This window comes from Nonomuraea sp. NPDC047529, from assembly GCF_040642995.1.
GTDB lineage: Bacteria > Actinomycetota > Actinomycetes > Streptosporangiales > Streptosporangiaceae > Nonomuraea.
This window is the reverse complement of record NZ_JBEYTJ010000032.1, coordinates 1-20,201: the sequence shown is the minus strand read 5'-3', so window position 1 is coordinate 20,201 and position 20,201 is coordinate 1. Positions and strand designations below refer to the sequence as shown.

Annotated in this window: 16 protein-coding genes; 9 read left to right on the top strand and 7 right to left on the bottom strand. The window is 68.9% G+C overall.

The features are described from left to right. Position 1 precedes the first annotated feature (1 nt). Positions 2-2,740: a LuxR family transcriptional regulator gene (locus ABZ815_RS37425; RefSeq protein WP_357705934.1), complete on the top strand. Its 2,739-nt coding sequence runs from the start codon at positions 2-4 to the stop codon at positions 2,738-2,740. 330 nt (positions 2,741-3,070) lie between these two features. Here ABZ815_RS37425 and ABZ815_RS37420 read toward each other — a convergent pair whose 3' ends face one another. After that, complete coding sequence (locus tag ABZ815_RS37420) at positions 3,071-4,093, bottom strand: aldo/keto reductase (RefSeq protein ID WP_357706041.1); 1,023 nt, start codon at positions 4,091-4,093, stop codon at positions 3,071-3,073. Between the two features lie 2 nt (positions 4,094-4,095). After that, on the bottom strand, positions 4,096-4,701 hold the full coding sequence (locus ABZ815_RS37415; RefSeq protein WP_357705933.1) for an NAD(P)H-dependent oxidoreductase: 606 nt from the start codon (positions 4,699-4,701) through the stop codon (positions 4,096-4,098). A 105-nt stretch (positions 4,702-4,806) separates the two neighbouring features. Here ABZ815_RS37415 and ABZ815_RS37410 point away from each other — a divergent pair, with 105 nt between their 5' ends. Next, on the top strand, positions 4,807-5,439 hold the full coding sequence (locus ABZ815_RS37410) for a TetR/AcrR family transcriptional regulator (RefSeq protein WP_357705932.1): 633 nt from the start codon (positions 4,807-4,809) through the stop codon (positions 5,437-5,439). Between the two features lie 586 nt (positions 5,440-6,025). Here the strand turns inward: ABZ815_RS37410 and ABZ815_RS37405 are convergent. Further along, positions 6,026-6,730: a MarR family transcriptional regulator gene (locus ABZ815_RS37405; protein WP_357705931.1), complete on the bottom strand. Its 705-nt coding sequence runs from the start codon at positions 6,728-6,730 to the stop codon at positions 6,026-6,028. 189 nt (positions 6,731-6,919) lie between these two features. Between ABZ815_RS37405 and ABZ815_RS37400 the strand changes: the two genes are divergently transcribed. The 3 genes from ABZ815_RS37400 (at position 6,920) to ABZ815_RS37390 (ending at position 10,222) form a co-directional block, all read left to right on the top strand. Next, positions 6,920-8,026 carry a serine hydrolase domain-containing protein gene (locus ABZ815_RS37400; RefSeq protein ID WP_357705930.1) on the top strand — a complete coding sequence of 369 codons (1,107 nt, stop codon included), beginning with the start codon at positions 6,920-6,922 and terminating at the stop codon, positions 8,024-8,026. Then, positions 8,023-9,135, top strand: a complete 1,113-nt coding sequence (locus tag ABZ815_RS37395) for a DUF418 domain-containing protein (RefSeq protein WP_357705929.1) — start codon at positions 8,023-8,025, stop codon at positions 9,133-9,135. Before ABZ815_RS37400 ends, ABZ815_RS37395 begins: the two co-directional genes overlap by 4 nt. 652 nt (positions 9,136-9,787) lie before the next feature. Beyond that, positions 9,788-10,222 carry an SDR family NAD(P)-dependent oxidoreductase gene (locus ABZ815_RS37390; RefSeq protein ID WP_357705928.1) on the top strand — a complete coding sequence of 145 codons (435 nt, stop codon included), beginning with the start codon at positions 9,788-9,790 and terminating at the stop codon, positions 10,220-10,222. Between the two features lie 998 nt (positions 10,223-11,220). On the opposite strand, the gene ABZ815_RS37385 is transcribed toward ABZ815_RS37390, so the two are convergent. Then, positions 11,221-11,382: a hypothetical protein gene (locus ABZ815_RS37385; RefSeq protein ID WP_357705927.1), complete on the bottom strand. Its 162-nt coding sequence runs from the start codon at positions 11,380-11,382 to the stop codon at positions 11,221-11,223. A 29-nt stretch (positions 11,383-11,411) separates the two neighbouring features. Between ABZ815_RS37385 and ABZ815_RS37380 the strand changes: the two genes are divergently transcribed. The 4 genes from ABZ815_RS37380 to ABZ815_RS37365 all read left to right on the top strand — a co-directional run bounded on the left by ABZ815_RS37380 (position 11,412) and on the right by ABZ815_RS37365 (position 17,553). After that, positions 11,412-11,996, top strand: coding sequence for an RNA polymerase sigma factor (locus tag ABZ815_RS37380; RefSeq protein WP_357705926.1), 585 nt, complete (start codon positions 11,412-11,414; stop codon positions 11,994-11,996). Next, positions 11,996-13,051 (top strand): CU044_5270 family protein, encoded by a 1,056-nt coding sequence (locus ABZ815_RS37375; RefSeq protein WP_357705925.1) that lies wholly within the window; start codon positions 11,996-11,998, stop codon positions 13,049-13,051. The genes ABZ815_RS37380 and ABZ815_RS37375 overlap by 1 nt, the downstream gene beginning before the upstream one ends. 98 nt (positions 13,052-13,149) lie before the next feature. Next, positions 13,150-14,031 (top strand): hypothetical protein, encoded by an 882-nt coding sequence (locus ABZ815_RS37370; protein ID WP_357705924.1) that lies wholly within the window; start codon positions 13,150-13,152, stop codon positions 14,029-14,031. A 468-nt stretch (positions 14,032-14,499) separates the two neighbouring features. Next, positions 14,500-17,553: a S8 family serine peptidase gene (locus tag ABZ815_RS37365; protein WP_357705923.1), complete on the top strand. Its 3,054-nt coding sequence runs from the start codon at positions 14,500-14,502 to the stop codon at positions 17,551-17,553. Between the two features lie 162 nt (positions 17,554-17,715). On the opposite strand, the gene ABZ815_RS37360 is transcribed toward ABZ815_RS37365, so the two are convergent. The 3 genes from ABZ815_RS37360 to ABZ815_RS37350 form a co-directional block, all read right to left on the bottom strand. Further along, positions 17,716-17,898 carry a GNAT family N-acetyltransferase gene (locus tag ABZ815_RS37360; RefSeq protein WP_357706040.1) on the bottom strand — a complete coding sequence of 61 codons (183 nt, stop codon included), beginning with the start codon at positions 17,896-17,898 and terminating at the stop codon, positions 17,716-17,718. A gap of 101 nt (positions 17,899-17,999) precedes the next feature. Then, positions 18,000-18,854, bottom strand: coding sequence for an IS5 family transposase (locus tag ABZ815_RS37355; RefSeq protein WP_357705922.1), 855 nt, complete (start codon positions 18,852-18,854; stop codon positions 18,000-18,002). 10 nt (positions 18,855-18,864) lie between these two features. After that, positions 18,865-20,201 (bottom strand): transposase (locus tag ABZ815_RS37350; protein ID WP_357705921.1); only part of this gene is annotated, 1,337 nt, incomplete at its 5' end.

Genomic DNA, 20,201 nt, shown 5'->3' with positions numbered 1-20,201 from the left:
TGTGGCAGCAGCGCCGATCCTTCACGGACGCCGAACCGAACGCGAACAGCTGGATCAGGCGCTGCGCCGGGTCAGACAGGGCCAGAGCGCCGCGCTGGTCCTGCGCGGCGAGGCGGGCACGGGCAAGACCACGCTGCTGCACCACCTCGAAAGCCAGGCCGACCACTGCAGGATCGTCCGGCTCACCGGCGTCGAGTCCGAGCTTGAGCTGCCATTCGCCGCACTCCACCAGCTCTGCGCCCCGATGCTCGCCGCCTCCTCCACCCTTCCGGAGCCGCAGCGGCAGGCGCTGAAGGTGACCTTCGGATACGCGGCCGGAGCAGTCCCCGACCGGATGGTTCTCGGTCTCGCGGTGCTGGGGCTGCTCGCCGAGGCGGCCACCGAGCAGCCGCTCGTCTGCCTCGTCGACGACGCCCAGTGGCTCGACGCCGCCTCCAGGCAGGTGCTCGGCTTCGTCGCCAGGCGACTGCTCGGCGAGGCGGTGCTTCTGGTCTTCGCCGTCAGAGAGCCGAACCAGGACACGCTGCTGGCCGGGCTGCCTTCCCTGACCGTGGACGGCCTGGCTGAAGCCGACGCGCGTGAGCTACTGGCCGCGGCCACCCCTGGACGGCTGGACAGCCGCGTGCTCGACCGCATCGTGGCCGAGACCCGCGGCAACCCCCTGGCCCTGCTGGAACTGTCCCGCAGCGGCCGGGCAGAACTCCTCGGCGGCTTCGCCCTCCCGGCCACCGGCGCCGACGCCCTCCAGGACCGCTACGAGCGCCGCATCCATGCGCTGCCGGAACCGGCCCGCCTCCTGCTCCTGCTCGCCGCCGCCGACCCGACCGGCGACGCCACCCTGCTCTGGCGCGTCGCCCACGAACTCGGCCTCGGACCACACGCGGTGGCCCCGGCGCAGGAGGCTCAGCTCGTCGAGATCGGAAGCGGCGTCCTGTTCCGGCACCCGCTGATCCGCTCGGCCGCCTACGCCGCCGGCACCGCAGGGGAACGACGGGCCGCGCACCAGGCGCTCGCCGCCGCCCTGGACCGTGAGACCGACCGGCAGCGACGGCTGTGGCACTTGGCGGCGGCGGCTGAAGCCCCCGACGACCCGCTCGCCACCGACCTCGCCGAAGCCGCGCAGGACGCCCGCACTCGCGGCGGGATGGCCGCCGCAGCTGCCCTGCTGCGCTGCGCGGCAGAACTCACCACCGACCCCTGGCTCCAGGTCGAGCGCACGCTGGCCGCCGCACAGGCCAGCCTTGACGCGGGAGCCTTCTCCGCCGCGCTCGGCCTGCTCGCCCGAGCCGAAGGCCTGCCCGCCGACGACCTGCAAAGCGCCAGGATCGACCTGATCCGCGGCCGCACCGACCGAGCCGCCCATTCCGGCAGGCAAGCGCCCGCCGTACTGCTTCGGGCCGCCAGGCGGCTCGAACCCCTGGACGCCCGGCTCGCTCGGCGCACCTACCTCGACGCGTGGAGCGCGGCCCTCGTCGCGGGTGGCCTCGCCCACCCCGGCGGCGACCTGGCCGCCGTCTGCGCCGCCGCCCGCCAGGCGCCGCCTGGAGCCGAGAGCGCGGCCGATCACTTGCTGGACGGCCTGGCGGCCCTCATCACCGACGGGCCTTCGGCGAGTCGTCCGCCGTTGCGCGAAGCGGTCATGGGCTTCCTCGACCACGACGTACCGGCCACCCTGTGGCTGGACTGCGGCGTGCTGGTCGCCAACGCGGCCCTGACGCTCTGGGACTACGAGCGCTGGGAGGCGGCCAACGCCCGGCACATCGAACTCGCCCGCGCCGACGGCGCGCTCGCGCCGCTCGCCAACGCGCTCAACGTACGGCGGGTCATCGCGCTGTGGCGCGGCGACCTGCGGCAGGCCCGGGAGCTGGGCTTGGAGGAGTCGACCGTCAAGCACGTCACCGGCACGCGCCGGGCATCCTACGGTGAGTTGTTCCTGCTCGCCTACCAGGGGCACGCGGACCAGGCACTGCCGCTCATCGTGGAGGCGGCCAGAGAGGCCACCGAACGCGGTGAAGGGCTCGGTCTCTACTTCACCGACCGGGCCACCGCTCTGCTGCACCTGGGACTCGGGCACTACGCCGAGGCGATGGCCGCCGCCGTACGAGCCGCGAGCGGCAACCTCGGCCCCTTCACCGCCCAAGCCCTTCCCGACCTGGTCGAAGCCGCCGCGCGCAGCGGCGAGGCCGCGCTCGCGCACACCGCGCTCGCCCGCCTCACGGCCTTCACGGAGAACGCCGACCAGAACTGGGCGCGTGGCCTGGAGGTCCGTTCACGAGCCCTCGTCAGCCACGCAGACGAGGCCGACCGGTACTACGCCGAGGCCGTCGAACGGCTCAGCCGTACCCGGCTCTCCTTCGAGCTGGCCAGGACACAGCTGCTGTACGGCGAGTGGCTGCGCCGCGAGCGCCGCCGCATCGACGCCCGCCACCACCTGAAGCCGGCGTTCGAGGCGTTCGTCGACATGCGCGCCGACGGCTTCGCCGAACGCGCCCGCCACGAACTCCTGGCCACCGGCGAGAAGGTCCGCAAACGCACCGCCGACACCGTGGACGACCTGACACCGCAGGAGGAGCACATCGCCCGCCTCGCCCAGGACGGCCGTACGAACGCGGAGATCGGCGCCGAGCTCTATCTCAGCGCCCGCACCGTCGAGTGGCACCTGCGCAAGGTTTTCGCCAAACTGGGCGTCACCTCCCGCAAGGAGCTTCGCGACACCCCGATCCACCCGCCCAGACGCTGACACAGTGACCAGCTCAGAGCCGCACCCCAACCGCTCGGAGGAACTGGGTGTGGAGGCCGGCACAGACTCTATGTTCGGCGGTCTCGCACCCCTGGACGGCCCAGATCCGCGGCCAGTGTGCGGCGGACCCGGCGCAGTCCATCCGGCGAGCTGGAGGTCAGGCAACTGCGCCTGACCTCCGCATGCGCTTGCCAAGCAGGAGTCGGCGACCTGGACGACCTCGCGCCAACCCGGCCGGACCGGCACGCAGACTTTCCAGAAGATCGTCACATTGCGCTCCAGGACGGCCCGGACGCCGATGGGCGGCGGCCGCGGGCCCGCGTTCTTCGCTCATGGCAGGGGTCTTCCATCGAGCCTGGCCGAGGCCTCGCCGAACACCGCCTGGTCGGTCTGGGCGAGGAAGTCGCCGGGAAAGCCGAGGGTGAAGTCGGTGGCCGCCTCCAGGCGTCGTACGGCGTGGTCGGGCAGGGTGAGGTCCAGGGCGCCGAGGGTGTCTTGGAGTTGCGTTGCGCTTCTGGCGCCCAGGATCGGGTGCACGGCGGCTGATCGCGCCCGGGTCCAGGCGATGGCCACCTGCGCGGAGGTGGCGCCGATCTCGTCTGCGACCTCTCGCACCGCCTGGGCGACGGCGTGCTCGCGGGCTCCGAGGGAGCGCGGGCTGACCCGGGTGCCGGCTTGCGGCCCGCCGGCGAAGGCGAACTTGCCCGACAGGACGCCGTGGGCAAGCGGTCCCCAGGCGGCGACCGTCAGGTCGAGCGTCTGGGCCATGGGCAGCAGTTCTCGTTCGATGTCCCGGTTGAGCAGGCTGTAAGGAGCCTGCAGGGCCGCGAACGGGGTCCAGCCGCGCCACTCGGCCAGGGTGTTGGCCTGCGCGATAACCCAGGCAGGCGCGTCGGACATGCCGATATGGAGGATCTTCCCGGCGCGGACGGTGTCGTCCAGCGCCCGCATGGTCTCCTGGATCGGGGTGTGCCGGTCCCACAGATGGACCCAGTACAGGTCGAGATAGTCGGTACGCAGCCGGCGCAGGCTGGCTTCCAGGGACAGGGTGAGGTTCTTGCGGTGACTGCCCGCGGCGTTGGGATCACTGCCGTCGCGTGAGACGGTGTACTTGCTGGCCAGGACGAACCGGTCGCGGCGGCCGGTCAGCAGTTCGCCGAGGATGGTCTCGCTGCGCCCGCCCGAGTAGAAGTTCGCGGTGTCGATGAGGTTGCCGCCGGCCTCGCCGTACAGGTCCAGGATGCGGCGGGCCTCCTGGGGCGAGGCGCCGAGCTCTTCCTCGCCGAAGGTCATCGCGCCGAGGAAGACCTCCGAGACCCGCAGTCCGGTACGGCCAAGCAGCCGGTATCGCATGCTCATGCGCCCACCGCCTTTTCCTGGCGCAGCGGCTGCAGCGCTCGGGACCAGGCGATGACCTCGTCGAGCAACTCGTTCAGGGTCGGCTCCTGGTGCGGGCCGGGGGCGATGGTGCCGGGCTCGGCCGCATCGGTGATCTCGAAAACGGTGAAGGCCGACAGCGCGACCTGGGTGCGCACGTTGGCGACCTGGAGTTCGGTCATGATCTGCCGCAGATGTTCCACGGCGCGCACGCCGCCGTGGACGCCGTGGCTGACGAACCCGGCGGCCTTGTTGTTCCACTCGGCGAACAGGAAGTCGATGGCGTTCTTCAGCGCGGCCGGGGCCGAGTGGTTGTACTCGGGGGTGACGAACACGAACCCGTCGAAGGAGGCGATGGTCTCGGCCCACCGGTTGGTGTGCGGATGGTGGTAGTCGCCGAACAGGGCGGGCAGCGGCTCATCCAGTATCGACAGGCCGTATTCGGCCAGGTCGACGACCTCGAAGGCGACCTCTCCCGCGGTGACGGCGGGGTGCCGGGCGGCGACATCGGCGACCCAGCGGGCCGCTACGGCGGTCCGGCGGCGCGGACGGGTGCTGCCGATGACAATGGCGATCTTGATCATGCGTGGTTCTCCTCACAAGGTGCCGCCTGGGTGGGGCGTGAGGTAAAGTACAACGTGCATGGCAAATAGTAAAACGATCAATGCAAAACTGTTGGAGGGTCCCAGATGACCACGGACGACAGCACGACACCCCGCCCTCGCCGAGGGCCGACCGGCAAGCGGCAGGCGATCCTGGACGGAGCCCTGACGGTGTTCGCCCGCGACGGCTACACCCGTTCCAGCGTGGACGCGATCTCGTCCGAGGCGGGGGTGTCGACCCGGACCATTTACAACCACTTCACCGACAAAGCCGAGCTGTTCGGCGTCGTGATTCAGGAAAGCGCCAAACAGGCCGCCGACATCCAGATCGCGATCATCGACCGCCACTTGCGCAAGGTCACCGACGTGGAGAGCGACCTCATCGAGTTCGGGCGGGACTGGGTGACACCGAGGCCCGACAGCGCCGCCCATTTCTCCCTGGTCAGACAGATCAACGCCGAAGCGGACCACATCCCTCAGGAAGCCATCGACACCTGGCAGGAGACCGGACCACGGCGGGTCCGCCGCGAACTGGCCGCCCACCTGCGGCAGTTGGCGAACCAAGGGATGCTCCGCATCGACGACCCCGACCGCGCGGCGCTACACCTGCTCCTGCTGATCTCAGCCGGGTTGCCGGCGCCGCACACCACCCTGTCCGCCGAGAAGATCACCGAGACGGTCACCGCGGGCGTCCATGCCTTCCTGCACGGTCACCTGTAACACAGCAGCACGCCCGGACACGAATGACACCTGACGCAGATGGCGCGAAGACAGTGTGCAGCCGCTGACGCGAGCTGAAGAGGGCCCCTTGAGCAGAACTCCGAGCTGGGAGGTTCCAGGTGGCGGCGGCCGCGGTGGTCCACCGGTCCATCACCACGGCGTACTGCTCGGGGGTCAGGTCGGCGACCGGATGTTCCGGCCCGGCCACGGCGGTCAGGCGGGCGAGGGTCTCGGCGTAGCCGGTGCGGGTGGTGGTCGCGGGGTCGGTCGGCGGGGTGGGCGGGCCGGGGAGGACCACGACGGACACGGGCGCCCTCCTGGCAGGCGATGTGACACATAATGTAGCCGAGTCGCATCCGGTGCGGCGGACGCCGAGCTGGGCGGACGCGGCTCTGCGGCGGCCGGTGTGACAGATAATACGAATTCGGTGTCACACCGCTGCGGCACGCATGGCCGCCGCGGCATGGGATCCTTCCCTCGGCGGGTAAGGCCGACGACAAACTCGCCGACGGCGGGCCGCAAGCTGATCGACGCGCGGAGCTTCGCCCGCGCTGGGACGTTTCACCGTTCGTATGGGGTCCTCTGTTTATTGGTCATCGAAGGTGTCGTGCCAGTGCTCGGCCGCGCGGATCATGTCGTTGCTGAGGTGCTGGAGGAGCTGGCCCATGTTCTTCAGCCGGGCGCCGGCGGGAGTGGCTGGGTCGAGGGCTTCGGCTCCGTGGAGAGCGGCGGCTGCGAGCCGGGCATTTTTGCGGGCGCTGGCCATCCAGGATGGGTACAAGATGTCGCCGTCGATGACGTAGCGATCTCGGCGGCGCCGCGGGTCTCGCTCGCGCCGGATCAGCTGGTGCTGTTCGAGCTGGCCGACGGCCTTGGAGACGGACGCCGGGCTGACCTGGAGCCGCTGGACGAGCTCAGCGGCGGTGAGGCTGCCGCTGTCGGTGATGTAGAGGCTGACAAGCACCCGGGCGGCCGTGCGCGGAAGGCCGGTGTCCACGAGCATGGCGGTGAAGTGCTCCTCCAGCTCACGGATGGTCTGCGGGTCTCGCCCGTCGAGGACGGACGGCACCGGCGGAGGGGCGGCAGGCATGCTGCGGCGAGCTCGGATCGCGGTCGCATGGTGGGCGCGGTCGGCGTCGTAGCCGCCAGCTCCGCCGTTTCGGGCGACTTCGCGGGTGATGGTCGAGACCGGGCGATGGAGACGCACGGCGATCTCGGTGTAGGTGAGCCCATCGGCCAGCCCTGCGGCGATATGACGACGTTCTTCGTGAGTCAGCCTTCCGCCCGGCATCGATGATCTCCCCTCCTACGTGGCTGAACAGTATTGCGTTCGCCGACACCTCATTGCAAATCCATTTTGCGTTTGACTGCATTGTCATTGCAATCACCAGCGTAAATACCGTTGACGGTAGCCTGAAAGCAAACTAGCTTTTGCATTCGACTGAACGCGTACTATCTTATCTGCGCAAGGGAGCTCGACATGGTCACGTCCCTCTTGCTCGCCGTCGTGACGGCGGTGAGCTCCCCCGGAGTGCGGACCGCGCTCGATCGAGCGATCGCCGACAGTGGCGCGCCAGGGATCGTCGCCGAGGTGCGCGACGGGCGCGAGCGGTGGTTCGGCTCCGCCGGCGTATCCGACACCGAGACCGGCCGTCAGCGCAAGCCGAACGAACGCTTCAGGATCGGCAGTGCCACCAAGGCGTTCACTGCCACCGTGGTTCTGCAACTGGCCGGCGAGGGCAAGTTGCGCCTGGACGACTCTGTGGAGCGCTGGCTGCCCGGCCTTGTCCAGGGCAACGGCTACGACGGCGACCAGGTCACCATTCGGCAGCTGCTCAACCACACCAGTGGGATCTTCAACTACACCAGTGACACCGAGTTCTTCGCCTGGGGGCAGGGCGCGGCTTGGTTGGAGCACCGCTATGACACCGTCGCCCCGGAGCAGCTGGTGAAGATCGCGCTGCGCAACGCACCGTACTTCGCCCCGGGCAAGGGGTTCGCCTATTCCAACACCAACTACATCCTGGCCGCCATGATCATCGAGAAGGTGACGGGCCACGCCTTCGGCCAGGAGGTGACGCGGCGCATCATCCGGCCGCTGCGACTGACCGGCACCTACCTGCCCGGGACGGAGGCGAAGATCAGAGGGCCGCACCCCGTGCACTACTCCACCCTGTTCTCCCAGGACCCCGACCCCGCGATCTACGACGCGACCGACATGAATCAGTCCGCCGCCTGGTCGGCGGGCGGCATGGTATCAACAGTCGGCGACCTCAACCGGTTCATGGGTGCCTTGCTGGGGGGACGCTTAATGCCCGCCGCCCAGCAGAAGGAGATGTTCACCACCGTCGTCACCCAGGGGTGGATCCCCGACACCCGATATGGTCTCGGTGTTTTCGCCCAGAAGCTGCCGTGCGGCGTCTGGGTCTGGGGCGCCGCAGGGGCGACCTACGGCTCCTGGACGTATGCCATGGGCTCGCGTGATGGCAGGCACATGCTCGCCACCGAGATCAACGGCGACTGGAGCGGCTTGAGCGTCTTCGCCGACATCCTGTCGGCGGGATTCTGCGCCAAGGGGTCGCGTTGATCACGCCCGTCCAGACCGCCCGCTCGCTGGCGCCCGACCTCGCCCGCGGCATCATGCTGCTGCTCATCGCCCTTTCCCACGCCCCGGCATTCGTCGACGACTGGAACACCGGCCCACCCGCGCTGGACGCCGCGGCGAAGATCGTCAAGTCCCTGCTGGCCGACAACCAGGCCCGCAACATGTTCGTGTTCCTGTTCGGCTACGGCCTGGTGCAACTGACCCGCCGTCAGGAGGCAAGGGGCGGCGACTGGACCTCCGTCAAAAAACTGCTGCGCCGCCGGGCGTTCTGGCTGATCGTCATCGGCTTCGCCAACGCGGTGGTCTTCGTGCCCATCGACATCGTCGCCGTCTACGGCCTCACCCTGCTGGCACTCGCCCCGCTGGTACAGGCCGGAGAGGCGGTGCTGTGGCGGACGAGCGCACTGACCCTCGTTCCTGCCGCCCTGCTCATGGCCTGGCAGAGTGTGGCCGCTCAGGCCGATCCGGCCACCATTGCCGAGATCATGGAGCCGACGCTCGCCGCCCACCTTGTCGCCAGTGTCCCGTCTTGGCCCGCCAACACCCTCGTCTCCACCGTCATCGTCGTGCCGGCGATGCTCGTGGGCATCCTGGCCGCCCGGCGCAGCCTCCTCGACGAACCCGAACGGCACCTGCCGCTGCTACGCCGCATCGCCGTGATCGGCATAGGCCTGGCTCTCATCGGCCGGCTCCCTGCCGCGCTGCTGGCCGCCGGAGCGTGGGCCACCACCTCGACTCCGGTCGGCTGGGCGGTCGCCATCGCGCACGACCTGACCGGATACGCCGGCGGCATCGCCATGGCCGCGGCCGTCGGGCTCGCCGCCGCCCGGATCCGGCGCGGCCGCCTTGCCACCGCTCTGGCCGCGCTGGGGCAACGATCACTGACGTTCTACCTGTTCCAGGCCCTGGTGTGGGTGCTGCTGTTCTACCCGTTCACCCTGAGCCTGCACGACGACATGGGCTTCGCCGCGACCCTCGCGATCGCAGTCGGGGTGTGGCTGCTGTCGATCGCGCTGGCCGCATGGATGCACGTCGCAGGTCACCGGGGACCGGTCGAGATCGTGCTCCGCCGGCTCACCTACCGCGGCTGATCCGGCTCGGGCGGCTCTCCGACCAGGAAGACAGTTGCGCTGAACGGATACGGTCAGCGCTCCGGCCGCGTGGACGTGCGGCCGTCGCTCCGGGTCCGGCTCGAGGAGGCGAGGTCGCGCTCACGCGTCGACCGTCGAGGTCCCACAGCGATGCCGTGAACGAGGCCCGAAACGAGTCGGCGTAGGCCAGTGCCCGGCCGTCACGCCGGAAGGCGGCGATCACCGAGCACCGGGGCACTCCTGGGACGGTCGCCGAGCAAGTTGAGGGCGGTGGTCCGGGCAGGCGCTGCCCGCTGGTGTCATCGCGCAGCTCAACCCGGTTCTCGTATGTGATCGCAAGGCGGCGGCTGTCGGAGCTGAAGGCCGCACCGGTAGCGAGTTCGTCTCGCCAGCCGCCGTCGGCGGCAGCGTTGAGCTGAAGAGTGCGGACGAAGGTCATCGCGATGGTTATCGAGGGTTCTCACGCGAGGTAGCTGGTCAGCCGCATGAAGGCTTGTAAGGCATGTCAGGCAAGTGAGTTGGCCCGCGCTGCCGCACCGAGGTCCGAGTTGGCTGACGGCAAGAGAGGTGGTGGCGTTCACCCTGACCAGGGATCATCTCCAGATGACCGTCGAAGAGAGCGCAAGCGGGCAGCGAGGTCCTCTGGCAGGCCGTGTCGCCGTGGGTGACTGGCGTGAGTCGGCAGGCGGGGATCGGGTTCGCTGTGACGCGGGAACTGCTGGCCGCTGGCGCCAAGGTGCTGGTGCAGGCATGGACACCCCATGACGCTGATCAGGTATGGGGCAGCGACCCAGCGGGGATGGCCGGCGTGCTGGAGGCCCTGGGCGGCCTAGATGACCGGCTGGCGTATGTCCAGGCCGACTTCGCCGATCCGCTGAAGCCGGCTTGGATGATCGAGCAAGCTGTCGAGCGGTTCGGGCATGTTGACGTGCTGGTCGCTAACCATGCCCGCAGCTCGAAGCAGTCTCTGGAGCAGGTGACCGCGACCGAGCTCGACCTGGCCTGGGAGGTGAACGCTCGCGGCAGCGTGCTGCTGACCCAGGCGTTCGCCACTCAACACGACGATGGCCACCGTTATCTTGGGTGACTCTTGGTAGTCAGGCATGTCAGGCATGTCAGGTTCGTTGCCTCGCTGCTACCGTCCTGAGCGGGCGGTGGGCGCCGATGAGTCGGTGTGGTGAGTGGTGGTGGATGAAGGCTTCGGGTTGCATGTCGAGGCGTGCGCGTACCTGGCGACGGCGTGGACTGGTCGAGCCCGAGCCTCCGGAGCTGATGGCGATGATGCGGTGGCTGGTGGACGGGCCGATGTGGCCGCGCTCGCGCCGGCCGGGGGCGACGGCGCGGTATCGCAGTGAGGGCACAGCGAACGCGATCATGGGACGGTCGGGGAGTTCCTGTCGTGGTGCTGTCTGCAGGGGTGGCTGCCGCCGACGCTGGTCAACGCGCTGAGCGGGCCGAAGTATCTGCGCTGTCTGCCTGCAGGGTTCGACGCGGGCGAGGACGGTCAGAACCGGATGGTGATGGCCCGCACGATCAAGTTGCGGGTTGCGGTCCCGGGCTATGAGCGGCTGTCGGATGAGGAGATCGCCGTGCTGCTCGGCCTGGCCCGGCACGCCCGCGACGCCTTCCTGCTCCCAACTGCTTGCGGAGGCCGGCATCCTTCCCCAGGTCTTCATCGCGCTATAGGCATGAGATCGTTAGCGCTCTCGCTCATGGGCGATCAGGTCCACAACGAAGGCCAGGTGCTCGCGTTGGGAGTGTGTCGGCTGCGTCGATGACGCCGCCCGCGTCGCCGGTCGTGTTGGTGGCCAGCCCGTGAGCGTCACCGAGGACGTGCTGGCCGCGGTCCAGGCCGCCGTGAGCGCGGCCAGTCGGTCACCCTGATCGCCCGCGAGGGCCGAACGGGATGACAAAGCCTGCTTGTTCAGGTAACCGATGCGGACGAGGGCTGCCGATCATGGTCTATGGCTGCGACATTCCATCTCTTTGTCAGGGGATCAGGGCTGCCGACCGGAGCGTTGGGCCGATACGCGGCCTTGGCCTGCCCGGCCGGACAGGAGCTGGCTGGATGACCTGGACGGGCGCCTATGTCTGGACCGCATACGGCCCGGCACCACGCCGATCCTGGACGCTTTCGGTGTGGGCGGCCTTCAGCGCGTCCTCGGCGTTGAGGGCGCGTTCCCGCTGGGTCGCTTCGATGGCCGCGCCGGAAATTGGCGTGAAGAAGATCTGCCGAGCGGCGAACACTGGGAGACAGTCGCCTTCGGAAGGACGCCATGGCTGCACCACCTGACGCCAACGATGTGCTGGAAGACGTCACCATGGTCGAGCGGTCGATGGACAATCCTGAGCTTTTCGCCCTCCTGTACGACCGGTACTTCAAGGAGGTCTATCGCTACCTGGCCGCCCGGCTCGGCGGCGAGCAGGCCGAGGACCTGGTCGCGGAGGCCTTCCTGCTCGCATTCGACGGCAGGTGCGGCTTCGATCCGCAGCGGGGCACCGTGCGGTCGTGGTTATTCGGCATCGCCACGAATGTCGTGGCCCGGCACCGCCGCAGGGAGGGCCGCCGCCTGAACGCGCTCAGCAAGATCGCGGCTGAGGACTCCGATGACGGGCACGAGGACCGAGTGACCTCGCAGCTCGCGGCGCAGGCCAGCCGGCCGGAGCTCGTACGGGGGCTGAAGGGCCTGGCGAAGGGCGATCGCGACGTGGTGTTCCTGCTCGTGTTCGGCGGGCTGGGCTACGAGGAGATCGCCGCCGCCCTGGACGTACCGGTGGGGACCGTCGGGTCCCGGTTGAACAGGGCGCGCAAGAAGCTGCGAAAGGCCCTGGGCGACGTCAACCCGATCGGGGAGTGGTGATGGACGAGTTGAAGCTGATCGAGGCCGTGTTCGCGGAGCCCGAGCCGACGCCGGAGGCGGCAGCGAGGGGGCGTGACCGCCTCCTCCGCCTGACCCGCCAGGCACAGGCGTCACGGTTGGACCGTCCGCGCCGCTGGTGGCCCACCGCGCTGCCGATCCGGCGCGTCGCCCTGGTCGGCGCCATGGCGGTGATGCTCACCGGCGGAATCATCGTCAGCCAGGTGAGTCTGGGCGGCTCCGACTCGCGTACCCCCGGGTACCTGATCGCTGCCCCTCCGGCCGACGCCAAGGCGCTGCTCACCCTGGCCGCGCGGGCCGCTGCCGACCGGCCCGACACGGTGCCGGCCCGCGGTCAGTACGTTCACACCAAGACGCTGGCCCAGCACAGCCTGTACACCAGGGACAAGGCGGGCACCATGCAGTACACCAAGGTGATGGTCAACGAGGAGCGCTGGGAGGCCGCCGACGTGGGTAAGCCCTGGCTGAGCCGCAAGCAGAGCCTGTCAGCCACGGGACCGGCGCCTCGGCGTTTCTGGGACCACGGCGTCGAGGACATCCTCTCCGAGTCGTCGGGCTGCCCTGGCCAACCGGCCTACGCCCGGCTGCGCACCTGGCCGACGGACCCCGCCCAGGTGCGCGCGAAGATCGTGGCCGACACGGGCGAGGAGCCGCTGCGCATCTGGTCCTCCCTCCAGGGCCTGATCCGCGAGTCCGTGGTACGGCCCAGCCTGGGCGCCGCGCTCTACCAGGTGGCCGCCGGGCTGGACGGCATCGTGCTCATCGATGACGCGGCGGACGTCTCCGGCCGCCCCGGGCTGGCCGTCGCCATGGACGAGGGCAACGGCACCCGGTCCGAGCTGATCTTCGACCGGCAGACCTATCACTACCTGGGCGAGCGCACGGTGGTCACCAGGGACAAGAGGGTGAAGCTGCCCAAGGGCGAGTACATCGAGAAGAAGGGCATGGTGACCGGCACCGCGGTGCTCGCCGCAGATCTCGCCCCCGGCCTGCCCGAGGTGTCGCCGAAGGCGTCCCGCATGAAGATCCCCTGCTGAGACCTTTCCCCACCTGATCCGGCCTTTCCGGCCGTGAGTTCTGTTTCGCATGCCCTCAGATCGATCCGGCATGCCCTCAAGGAAAGAGGAGAACCTGCATGTTCATCGCCAAGGCCGTCGCGGTCACCCTGCTCGCCGGTTCATTCGGCGGCCTCACCTCGCCGCCGTCGGGGGACGCCACCGCGTACGAGAAGCAGACACGACTGGAGGCCAAGCGCGTCGCCTGCATGATGGAGCAGGGCCTGGACTACGTGGCCTCCCCGGAGCCTCGGTACACGTGGCAGCCCGGGGAGCAGGAGCGGCTCGCGGGTGACCTGGAGGCGCTGCGGGAGTACCGGGCCAAGTACGGCTTCGGCGTCTGGTCCCCGAACGTCTATCCCAAGGACAAGGTCGTCAACCCCGTCCAGCACGAGGACCCGAACAACAAGATGCTGATGTCGCTCTCGGCCGGCCAGCTGAAGAAGTGGCGCGCCGCCGACGACGCCTGCTTCTCCCAGGCGGTCAAGGAGGTGCTGGGCAAGACCGTCACCTCCCAGGAGGACTACTACGACCAGCTCGAAGCGGCGGTGGACAAGTCGCTGAGCGTCCTCGACCAGGACAAGCAGCTCGTCCAGCTGGGCAAGCAGTTCGCCACGTGCCTGGGGGTCGGCGAGACCAGGCCGACCGCGCTGGACGGTCTGAGCCACACGAAGATCGTGCGGCAGGCTTCGGATGTCGCCAAGAAGACGTGGAAGGGCGAACTACCCAAGGAGGCCGAGGGCAAGACCGTCATCTTCCGGCCGAACCTGAAGCCCGCGCAGGCCAGGCCGTACCTGGACAAGGAGATCAAGGCGGCGCTGAGGGACCTGGAGTGCGGAAAGGCCTTCTACCCCGCCTATTTGCCCAAGGCCGTGGAGATCACGTCGCGGGTCTACCAGGAGTTCGGCAGGGAGGGCGCGGCCCAGGCGGTCCCGTCCCGGATCTACGGCAAGCTCGTCTGACGCAGCGCTCCCGGGGTGCCGCTCGTGGCGCGTGAGCGGCACCCCTCGCAACGAGTGACGCACGAGTTCGGATCTCACGGGCCGGCCTGGGCGCCCCTTGCCCGCGCCCACCTCCAAGGTCCCCTGCTGACCAGAAGGTAGGGCAGAGTCACTTCCCAGGCCATCAGCGTCTCTGCCCCATCGGAGGGCCTCCGTGAGCGAGGGCGGTGGTGATGATCGCGGACTCTCCTGATCCGGCCATTGCCCCGACGCCAACCGGCGATGATCGCCTTCCCAGCACATGGTGATCTCGCGCCTCGGCGTCGAGAACTGATGTCAACTCTCCGCACATCGACAACGAGAGAGCAAATGAAATTAACCCACGCAACCCTCGCCGTGATCGTGGCGGGATCTCTCATCGCAGGCGGTACCACGAGTGCCGCACAGGCAGCCGAGCCGGCATCTCCCGTGACCGGGGTGTCGGGCTCAGTGACGCTGCTGACCGGCGACCGGGTGACTGTCACAGCGAACGGCTACCGGATCGAGCCTGGTCCGGGCAGAAACCATCGCTTCGACGTCCAGCGCCGTCAGGGCCACCTTCACGTCATTCCAGAGGATGCCAAACGGCTGCTGGCCCAGGGCCTGCTGGATGAGCGCTTGTTCGACGTCACGCAGCTGCTCACCTGGCGGTACGGCGACGCCTACAAGGCGGAGATACCGCTGATCGTCCAGTTCGCCGAAGGGAAGGCGGCACCGGCGCTCAGCGGAACGCGCAAGGCGAAGGAGTTCGCCGGGCTGGGGCTGGCCGGCACGAGCGTGTCCAAGGCGACGGCGGGCCAGACCTGGCAGAGCCTGGTCGGCGGCGCCCGATCACTGGCCGCCGGCAAGTCGAAGATCTGGCTGGACGGGAAGCGGCCCATCACCCTTGACCGGAGCGTCAAGCAGATCGGGGCTCCGCAGGCGTGGCAACAGGGGCTGACCGGATCCGGTGTCACGGTCGCCGTGCTCGACTCCGGTTACGACGCCACCCACCCCGATCTCAAGGACGTGGTCACGCAGTCGCGGAACTTCTCCGACGAACCAGACATCACCGATAACGTGGGGCATGGCACCCATGTCGCCTCCATCGTGGCGGGCGCCGGAGAGAAGTATCGGGGTGTCGCGCCGGGCGCGAAGATCGCGCTTGGCAAGGTCGGCGGAGAGAACATCAGCGAATCGGCAATGCTGGCAGGCATGGAATGGGCCGCTGTCGAGGTCAAAGCAAAGATCATCAACATGAGCATCGGCGGCCCGGACACACCTGGCATCGACCCGATTGAGCGGGCCGTCAACACCCTGTCAGCGCGTACGGGAGCGCTGTTCGTCATCGCGGCGGGCAACGACGGAGCACCCGGCTCGGTCAGCAGCCCGGGCAGCGCCGATGCGGCGTTGACGGTCGGCGCGGTCGACAAGTCCGACAAGATGGCCGAATTCTCCAGCCGCGGCCCGAGAAATGGCGATCACGCGATCAAGCCCGACGTGACCGCACCCGGCGTCGACATCATGGCGGCGGCCGCGCAGGGCACGGCAGACGGCCCGTACGTCGCCCACAGCGGCACCTCCATGGCGGCGCCGCACGTCGCGGGTGCGGCGGCGATCCTCGCCCAGCAGCACCCGGACTGGAGCGGCGAGCAGCTCAAGGCCGCGCTCATCGGTAGCGCCGCGCCGCAGGCCGGCGCCACGCACTTCGACCAGGGCGCCGGGCGCGTCGACCTGGTTCGCGCGGTCGGTCAGCAGGTGTATGCCAGTCCCGCGAACATCGGCACGGTCCTCCGCTGGGGCAGATCCGGCGAACGGCAGGCGACCAAGGAGATCACGTACACCAACGCCGGCGACTCTGCGGTCACGCTGGACCTCGCCGTGGACGGCGACGTGCTGCGCACCTCGGCACAGCGGGTCGAGGTGCCCGCCAAGGGCACGGCATCGGTCACCGTGACGATCGACGGGACCGGCAAGGAGCCCGGCGATCATCCGGGCACCATCACGGCCCGATCGGGTGACCTTCTCGTCCGTACCGTCGCCACCTCGTACGTGGAGCCGGAAGCCTACGACGTGAAGATCAGCGCACTGGGCACCGACGGCCAGCCCGTCGACGCGGTCGGGGAATTCTACAACGGCAAGGGCGAGAGTCTCCGGATGGTCCTTCGCGGCACGCCGGACACCTACCGGCTCCCCGCCGGCGAGTGGAGCCTGTACGTGGACATCTACGAAGGCACGCGCATCACGACCACGCACTTGCCGGTGAAGGTCGGCGAACAGGGCACGGAGATCGTCCTGGACACGCGCCAGGCCAAACCGATCAGATTCACCCTGGACGAGCCCACGGCTGTCATCAGCGGGTGGACCGAGATGTGGGTGATCAACGGTTCGTGGTACCTCGGCTGGGCCGGAGGCAGGCCCGACCCCAGCGCCGTGTACTTCGTGCTCGGCTCCAAGCAGCCCGGACTGAAGTACGTCACCAGAATGCATTTCCACAAGAAGGACGCCTCTCCCACCCCCGTCCGCTACGACCTGGTGGACGAACGCCATGACGGCGTGCCCGAAGACCCCACGTACGCGGCCAGGGTGAAGGACCTCGACAAGGTGACCACCACCTTCCGCGGTGCCGGAACGGCCGCGAAGGGCACCTACTTCGTGGCGAACGCCATCGAAGGCGTTTCTGACGGATTCCTGACCCCCACGAACGATGTGCCTCTGCCGGGCAAGCTAACGGAATACCGGACGCGAGGGCACAAGTGGTCCAGCGCGCTGCGCGTCGGCGAATCCGCGGTCACGGGGGCCACGGGACCCACCGGCGACGGCCGCGATCGGCAGACGTGGGGCGTCGCGGTCAGCGGCCCGTCCTTCGCCACCTCGGGCGCCTGGCGGGAGGGGAACACCGTGACGTTCGACGGCGCCCGGCTGTTCTCCGAGGGCGTGCCCGGCCGGGTCGGCATGGACGGCGCCGCCACCGGCACCGTCAGGCTCGCCAAGGGTGATCAGGTCATCTCCACGATCGACTACACCAGGTGCGGGCTGTGGGAGGCCGATTCCTGCCGGCTGAGCACCGGTCTCCCGGCGGAGCCCGCCAGGTACACGCTCAGCGCGACGGCCAGCCGACAGGTGCCGCACTCCACGCTGTCCACGAAAGTGGAATCGACGTGGACGTTCCGCTCGGCGAGCACTGCCAAGCGGGAAGCGCTCGCCCTGGCGGCGGTTCGCTTCGCCCCGGAGGGGCTGGACGAGTACAACCGTGCCAAGCCCGGATCGTCCACCCGGCTGCCGATCTGGATCGAACGCAATCCCGGCGCTCCCGCGGCAGCCGTGAAGTCCATCCACCTGCAGATGTCCGTCGATGACGGAGCGACCTGGCGCGACATCCGGGTCAGAGCCAAGGGCTCGGACTGGACGGCGCAGATGACCAACCCGCGCACGGCGGGCTTCGTGTCCCTGCGCGCCACGTCGACCGACACCGCGGGCAACACCGTCAGCCAGACCATCCACCACGCCTACGCGGTGGGATAACCCTCCCCGCAGGGCGGTAGCGATCTCGGACGCCTTGATCACGCACGAGCTTTGGCCCACCTGGGTGAGATCCCGGTTCGAGGGTTCAGTCCGTCTGTGGGTTCGGGGACTGCCGTCCCCGAACCCCTGCAGGGCGTGAACATCGCCCCCGCGGGCGCGGGCTCAGCATCCGTGCCGCAAGAGGACCTCACTGACGGCATAGACCTCGTCTGAGGAGCTCATTCCCATCGCGGTTCCTACCCCTTGGCCCCACCTATGCGGGTGAACAACATAGGTGATCTCGCCTTGGCGTTGTTCTTGACTCCGGACGTGCAGCTCACCCCTGCCAACCACGTCGCCGTCGATCCGCGCTGCATACGGAAATCAGCTGAGGCGCCTGCGACCACGCCTCGACCGCAGCCGTCACGAACGTGCGAGTCTGCTCCTCAGAGCCTGCTGACGAAGGCTTAAGTGCTGGTGGGCATCGGGCCGTAGAGGGCAGGACCGATCTTGTTGATGTAGCCCTGGTGGGAGCATTGGGACAGTTGGACGCGGAAGCTGTTGACGTTCTCGATCCCGAGGATGGCGGCAAGTTCGCTGCCCTTCCAGGCCCGCCAGGGCTGAGCGGCCAACAGTTGCAGGACCTTGCCGCGCCGGTCGGGGCTGAACAAGTGCGGAAGCGGCGGCGGGTCGCCCCAGCGACTGCTGGGTGGCCGCCCTGCCAGTTCGCGCGTCAGGCGGCGGGTCATCTGGTGCACGGTGGCCCACCAGATCATGGCTTCGTGGTGGTCGGGTCTGCGCTCGTAGACGCGCACCAAGCGGCGGTAGCGGACCAGCCAGGCGAACGTCCGCTCCACCACCCACCTGCGAGGCAGCACGACGAAGCCGCGCAGGTCGTCGCTGCGTCTGACGATCGTGACGGCCAGAGCCAGAACCTGCCCGGCCCAGGCCTGCAACCGTCCGGCGTAGCTGCCATCAGCCCAGACCAGACGGAGGGTGGAGAACTTCTCCCGCAGCAGCGCCAGCACCGGATGCGCGGCGTCACGGTCTTGCACCGACGCGGCAGTGACGATCACACACAACAGCAGCCCGAGCGTGTCGACCACGACATGCCGCTTCTGCCCCTTCAGCTTCTTGCCCGCGTCGTAACCACAGACTGGCGCCTCGACGGTCTCGGCCGCTCTGACGGTCTGGGAGTCGAGACATCCGGCGGTGGGAAGCTCACCCCGTCCGGCCAGGATGCGCAGCCGACCGCGCAGCCGCCCGGCCAGCCGTTCAGGCAAGCCACGCCTGGACCAGCGCAGGAAGGGGGCTTCCCCCAAGGCCAGGTAGTTAAGGTTTCTGGGCAGTTGGCAAGGGTGCTGTGGAGATCGGCTCGGCGGTGTAGATGCCTGGTCTTATCTTGCGGATGAGTCGGCTGGTGGCCCAGCGCGAGAGCTGCCGATACATCGTGTTCAGGGTGACGTCGCCGAGGTGTTGGGCGATGTCACGGGCCTTCCAGGGGCGGGCGGGGTCTTGGTGGAGGAGGGCCAGGACCTGTTGTTGCCTGCGGCGGTCGGTCGGGGTCATGGGTCGCTCGTCTCGGGACGCGGCGGGCGGGGTAGGTGGGGGTGGCAAGAGAGCGATGTCGAGGCCGGTGATGGTACGGCTGTGGTCGGGTCTGCCGTCGTCGAGTCGTTCGTTGTATCGGGAGGTTGGTGATTTGACCTTGCGGGTGCTGACGCGCGGGCGGCGGGGTGGCAGCAGCGCGGCTAGGACACGGCGTCCGATGGTTGCGACCAGGCCAGTGGCGGTGCCGGGGTTGTCGCCCGGCTGAATGACCAGGTCGCGGGCGGTGTGCAGAGCGATGGAGAAGCTGCAGCGGTCGGGGTCGGTGCCAGGCCGGGACTCGGCGGCGTCGACCATCACGGTGCGCAGGAGTTGATAGAGCGTGAGCACCGACCACATCTCCTGCTCCAGGCCTGAGGGGTCGCCTGAGCGCAGGAGCCGCCCTTGCATGATCGTGTGGCGGAGCGCGTAGTAGGCGGACTCGTGTTCCCATCGCTGGTGGTAGAGCCTGACCAGGGCGGCGGCCGGGTAGCGGCGGGCATTGGTCAAGGTGGTGGCCAGGCGGTAGGCGCCGGTGAAGGTGGTGCCGTCGGTGCAGGTCACCGTGATGCGGGCTTCGATGACGCGGATCTGCAGATTGCCGATCACCGACAGGTAGGAGCCGTCGGTGAGGGTGGCCAGAATGGGGGTGCGCCGGTTGCTGCGCAGCCGGCCGAGCACCTGGGCGCCGGTGGCGCTGACCTGGGCGAGGAAGGCGTTGCCGTCGAAGCCCTTGTCCCATAACACGAGCATGTCCGGCTTCAGCAGGTGCAGCAGGCGCCGGGCATAGCCGCTCTCGCCCTCGCCGGTGGGGCCGAAGACCGCGCCGATCAGGGCCCGCGTTCCGGTCTCCACCAGAGTCATCAGCTCTAGCAGGGGATAGCCGCCGTGGCCGGGGCTGCCCAGCCAGCCCCGATTACGGAGGGTGTCGGGGGCCTTGAGCGAGCTGCAGCCGTCGAAGGAGACTGTGCGGTAGGTCCCGAACCGTACTCCGGGCGTCGTGGGCTGGGCCAGCGGTCCGCTCAGCACTTCGAACAGGCGCTGCATCGGCGCTTTGCCGACTCTGCGGCGCAGGTCACGCA